This window comes from Nitratireductor aquibiodomus NL21 = JCM 21793 (assembly GCF_000615975.1).
Lineage (GTDB): Bacteria > Pseudomonadota > Alphaproteobacteria > Rhizobiales > Rhizobiaceae > Nitratireductor > Nitratireductor aquibiodomus.
This window is the reverse complement of sequence record NZ_BAMP01000150.1, coordinates 1-5478: the sequence shown is the minus strand read 5'-3', so window position 1 is coordinate 5478 and position 5478 is coordinate 1. Positions and strand designations below refer to the sequence as shown.

Annotated in this window: 3 protein-coding genes and 1 pseudogene; all 4 read left to right on the top strand. The window is 62.7% G+C overall.

Going from position 1 to position 5478, the window contains the following annotated elements; genetic code table 11:
- The first annotated feature begins 358 nt into the window (after positions 1-358).
- A complete protein-coding gene (locus JCM21793_RS30770) occupies positions 359-1510 on the top strand; it encodes an amino acid adenylation domain-containing protein (RefSeq protein ID WP_244439974.1) in 1152 nt (383 codons plus the stop codon).
- Positions 1511-1547: 37 nt separating this feature from the next.
- Positions 1548-2183 (top strand): phosphopantetheine-binding protein, encoded by a 636-nt coding sequence (locus JCM21793_RS30765; protein ID WP_244439972.1) that lies wholly within the window; start codon positions 1548-1550, stop codon positions 2181-2183.
- Positions 2180-3312, top strand: a pseudogene (locus tag JCM21793_RS31600) (beta-ketoacyl synthase N-terminal-like domain-containing protein); the annotation flags it as partial. The gene JCM21793_RS30765 and the pseudogene JCM21793_RS31600, both read left to right, overlap by 4 nt.
- 78 nt (positions 3313-3390) lie before the next feature.
- Positions 3391-5478, top strand: a 2088-nt coding sequence (locus JCM21793_RS27840; protein WP_370671667.1) for an acyltransferase domain-containing protein, incomplete at its 3' end; no start/stop codon positions are given.

Sequence of the window (5478 nt, the reverse complement as noted above, 5' to 3'; positions counted from 1 at the left end):
TGCTTTGGGATAGGCTTTCTCCTCCACCCAACGGTGGCATCACCGAATGGTCTATATCCGTGAAACCCTAAGACCTCCGGTCGGTTCGCGGGTCATCCAGATAGCTATCTGTCTCTTTGCCGGCCTGCATGAAATTCTTTCCCTCGAAGGCATGAGAACCATTTTTCTCCCGCGCCTCAACTATAAATAATAAGCGTTTTCGGATGCTTGAAATATAGGCGCGGGCTTTTTTCGGGCGGGGCGTCTACATGCATCAGAAAAAGCAATACGCGGAGCATCCAGCCTCAACAGTTCTGTTGCAGCCAGACAATCCTCACATCGACGCGCCTATGACCGCAATGCGACCGTCCACGGCATCGTGGCCGGCATCGCGCGCGCTCGACCGGATGCGACAGCCATCTCCTTCGATGACGCTCGCCTGTCTTATGGCGAACTCGACCAGACGGCGTCGAAACTCGCCGCGCGTCTCATCTCCATGGGCATCCGCAAGGGTGACATTGTCGGCCTGCTCTTGCCGCGCGCGCTGAAAACGCTGATCGCCAAGCTGGCGATCCTTAAGGCAGGGGCGGCCTATGCCCCCTTTGACCCCGCCTATCCGGTGGAGCATCTCTCCTACATGACCCGGGACTGCGCGCCGCGTGCGCTCATGATCGACCGGGAAAGTGCCGCGCTTGCAGCGGGTCTGCCGATGGCAGCCGACCGGCTTGTCGACATAGACGACGCGCTCGCCACCCTGGCAGGGCGTGAAATGGCGGCAACGTTTCCGGCCGTTGGCGGCGGCGATGCAGCCTATGTGATGTACACGTCTGGCTCGACGGGGCGTCCGAAGGGTGTCGTCATTCCCCATCGCGGCATCCAGCGGCTTGTGTGCGACCAGAATTTTGTCGATTTCCGCCCGAACGACGTGGTGCTGCATACGGCGACGATTTCATTCGATGCCGCCACATTCGAGATCTGGGGCACGCTTCTCAACGGGGCGCGGCTGGCGGGCATCGGCGACCGCACGCTCTCCATGCCGCGCATCGCCGGCACGATCGACGAAGAGCAAGTCTCGGTGATGCTGCTCACCACCGGGCTCTTCAACCTTCTGGTCGATCATTCCGGCGGCAGGCTCAACTCGTTGCGGCATGTCCTGTTCGGAGGTGAAGTGGCGTCCGCCGATCATGCGCGGAGATTTCTCGCCGCTCATCCGACATGCCGCCTGACCAATGCCTATGGGCCGACGGAAGTTACCGTCATTGCCTCGACCTTCAACATTCCGGCCGACCTCCAGGACGACACGGTGCCCATTGGTTATTCCATCGCCAATAACGGCCTTCACATTCTCGACGATGATCTCACCGAGCTTCCGCCGGGACGGGAAGGCCAGCTTGCGGTTTCCGGTGACGGGCTCGCCATCGGCTATCTGAACCGGCCGGAGCTGACGCGAGAACGCTTCGTCACGATCACCGCAAAGAATGGCGAGAGCCTGCGCTGCTATCTGACGGGCGACATGGCGGTGATGGACTGACGGGCTCCTGCATTTTCGCGGCCGCCGCGACCGGCAGGTGAAGATCGACGGCAAGCGTATCGAGCTCGATGAGATCGAGACGGCGCTGCGCCGCGACGGCCACCTGGCCGATGCCGTGGTGGAGTGTCATCAGGCCGGATCGGCAAAGCGACTGGTGGCCTATCTGCGCCCGCACACCATGAACGGGCATGACGAAGGGGACTTTGCCGCCACCGTTCTCGGGCGGCTGAAGGGCGTATTGCCGGCGCATATGGTGCCGGGCCGGGCCATCGTTCTGGAAGAATTTCCCATGAACCGTGCGGGCAAGGTCGACCGCTCCCGCCTGCCGGCCCCGACAGAAGCGCAGGCGCCCGCGGCGACGCCGGCAGAAGGAATGGAAGCCATCATCGCGCGGCACTGGCGCAGGGTGCTTGGCACCGAAAGTTTCGGCACGGATCAGAATTTCTTCGACCTCGGCGGAACGTCCATGCAGCTCATGCGCGTCCATGCAGCGCTGGAACAGGAGCTTGGCCGCAGCATCGATGTGGTGACGGTGTTCGAACACCCGAAGATCCGCAGTCTGGCGCGCTTCCTCGAGAAAGCGTCGGACAGTCTCCAGAAGACCGCCACAGCACAAAGCCGCGCCGCGCGACAGAAAGAGGTCATGTCTCAATTTCGTCGGAGCAGACGATGAACGACCATATTCCGATGAAACCCGAAACGGGACTGGATGAGGGCATCGGTAGCATTGCCATCATCGGCATGGCCGGGCGGTTTCCCGGTGCACCCTCGGTCGATGCGCTGTGGCAAATGGTGCGCGAGGGACGTCACGCCTTCCGCACTTTTGCAGCCGATGAAATCGAGGACGCCTATGACGAGGCGACGCGTGCCTCGCCGGACTATGTGCCCTCCCGCCCCTATCTGGACGATGTAGGCATGTTCGATGCGGAATTCTTCGGCATGTATCCGCGCGAGGCATCGGTGCTCGACCCGCAGTTCCGCCTGTTTCTGGAAATCTGCTGGGAAGCGCTGGAAAGTGCGGGCTGCGATCCCTTTACCGCGAAACATTCGATCGGCGTCTTCGCCGGCTCGGCGATGAGCACCTACCTCATCAACAACATCCTGTCCGACCGGAAAAAGGCCGAAGCCTTCACCTCCGGCTATCAGGTCGACATGTTCAACGAACTGGTGGGCGCGATCAACGACACGCTGGCGACGCGCGTTGCTACAAGCTCGACCTGAAAGGGCCGGCCTTCACCATCCAGTCGGCGTGTTCCACATCGCTCCTGGCGGTGACGCAGGCCTGCCAGAACCTTTTGACCTATGGTTGCGACATGGCGCTGGCGGGCGGTGTGTCGATCTCGGTGCCGCAGAAGCGTGGCTACATCCACATGGAAGGCGGCATGGTTTCGCCGGACGGTTTCTGCCGGCCCTTCGATGCGCAGGCAGGCGGCACGGTTTTCGGCAGCGGCGGCGGCGTGGTGCTTCTGAAACGGCTCGAAGACGCCATCGACGATGGCGACACGATCCATGCCGTCATTCGCGGCTATGGCGTCAACAATGACGGCGCGGACAAGGTGGGCTACACCGCACCCAGCGTTTCGGGACAGGCCGACGCGATTGCGGCAGCCCTTGCCAGTGCCGGCATCGACCCTGATAGCATCGGTTATGTGGAGTGCCACGGCACTGCCACGCCGCTCGGCGATCCCATCGAGTTCAACGGTCTGATGAACGCTTTTGGCGGCGATGGCGCTGAAGGCCACTGCGCGCTCGGGTCCGTGAAGGGGAATATCGGCCATCTGGATGCAGCCGCAGGCGTCACCGGTCTCATCAAGGCGGCACTCGTGGTGCGCGATGGCGAGATCCCGCCGGTGGCGAATTTCGTATCGCCCAACCCGCATATGGCACTGGAAAACAGTCGGTTCCGCATTCCAACGGAGCGCGTAGCGTGGGAAGCGGCGGGCGCAAAGCGCCGAGCCGGCGTCAGCTCGTTCGGGGTCGGCGGTACCAATGCACATGTGGTGCTCGAACAGTCGCCCGACAGAGATCTTCTGTCAGAGACACCGCCCGGCCGCACGCTCATTCTCCCGCTTTCGGCGCGGAACGAGGCGGCGCTCGCCACGATGCGCAAGAATTTGGCCGAGGCTCTGCGCGAGAGCACAGAGCCGCTCGCCACCGTGGCGCACACGTTGCAGCGGGGGCGGCACGCTTTTTCGCACCGAACGGCGACTATTGCGCGCACGCGCGACGAGGCGATTGCGGCACTTGAATCTGAACGCCCGATCAGCGGCGCGGCAGCACAGGATGCCCCGCCCGTGGTCTTCATGTTCCCAGGTCAAGGGGCGCAGCATGTGGGCATGGGTGGCGCGCTTTATGAGACCGAACCAGTCTTTGCCGAATGGATAGACAAAGGTGCTGATCTTCTTGAGCCTCTGATTGGCCGTGACATTCGCGATTTCATCCGGCTGCCTGATGACGAGGTGCGGCAAGAGCTTTCCGAAGCACTGCGCGACACGCAGATCGCCCAGCCCGCCCTCTTTCTCGTCGAATATGCAACGGCAAAACTCTGGATGAGCCGTGGCCTGATACCCGAAGCCATGATCGGCCACAGCGTGGGCGAGTTCGTTGCCGCCACACTTTCAGGCACGATGCGTTTCGAGGATGCGCTCGGGCTGGTCGCAGCACGCGGGCGGCTGATGCAGAGCCAGTCCACAGGAGCCATGGTTTCCGTGCGGTCGGATGCGGAAACGGTCGAAGCGCATCTTTGCGACGGGGTGGAGATCGCAGCCCTCAATGCACCGAAGCTCAGCGTCATCTCCGGCACGTTCGAGGCGATGGATGAGACTTGCGCAGCGCTTGACGCTGCAGGCATCGCCTATAGCCGGTTGCACACCTCGCATGCCTTCCATTCGGCCATGATGGACGAGGCTGCCAGGGCGCTCGAAGAAGAGACTGCAAAGGCCGAATACGGCCCATCCACCATTCCCTATATTTCCTGTGTGAGCGGCGACTGGCAGACGGACGCGCAGGGCGCTTCGCCCGCATACTGGGCACGCCATTGCCGCGATGCGGTGCGCTTTGCCGACGGCATCAAGACCGTTGCGCGCGAGCGCAGGCCCGTCTTTATCGAGGTCGGTCCCGGCCGCACGCTTTCGGTTTTCACCGCGCAGACGCTGAAGCGCGATGACATCGCCGCCATTATCCAGTCCCTGCCCGAACACGACCGCGCATCCTTTGGTGAGGACGTTTTTGCCGAAGCCCATGCGCGGTCGTGGATCGCCGGCTGCGGGCTCGACTGGCCGGCCCTGCCAGAGACGGCGCGGCGGAAAATCCCGCTGCCGACCTATCCCTTCCAGCGCCAGATGCACTGGATCGACGCACCGACGCCGGAGAACCGGGCACATGCGGCACTTGCCCATACGCTGCCCGAAACACCGGTACAAGCAATCCCGACAGACGGAATGAGCCCAATGACCACCGCACCTGCGACAACCGACCGGCGCGCCACGCTGGAACGCGCCCTGACCGCCCTGCTCTCAGACCTTTCAGGCGAAGACCTGCCAGACGATGCAGCCGGGGCGACCTTTCTGGAGCTTGGCTTTGATTCCCTCTTCATCGGCCAGTTCGCGCAGAAGGTGGAGAAGGAATACAGGATCAAGCTCTCCTTCCGCGAGCTGCTCGGCAACATTCCGACCATTCATGATTTGGCGCGACACCTCGACACCGAACTGCCGGCAGATGCCGTGCAGGCGGTGTCTCCCTCTCCGGTGGCTCAGGTCCCCCCCACGCCGGACGTCGCGTCTGCTGCGCCATCTTCAGTGGCGAATGGAACTCCACAGGCACCTCAAGGGCTCGAGGCGCTTTTCCAGTCCCAGTTGCAGATGGCGCAGCAACTTTTTGCGCAGCAGTTCGCAGCTATCCAGTCGCTTGGCGGCTCCGTGCCGGCGGCCGCGCCTTCAGCAGCGCCGCAGGTTGCACCGGCTCCAGCC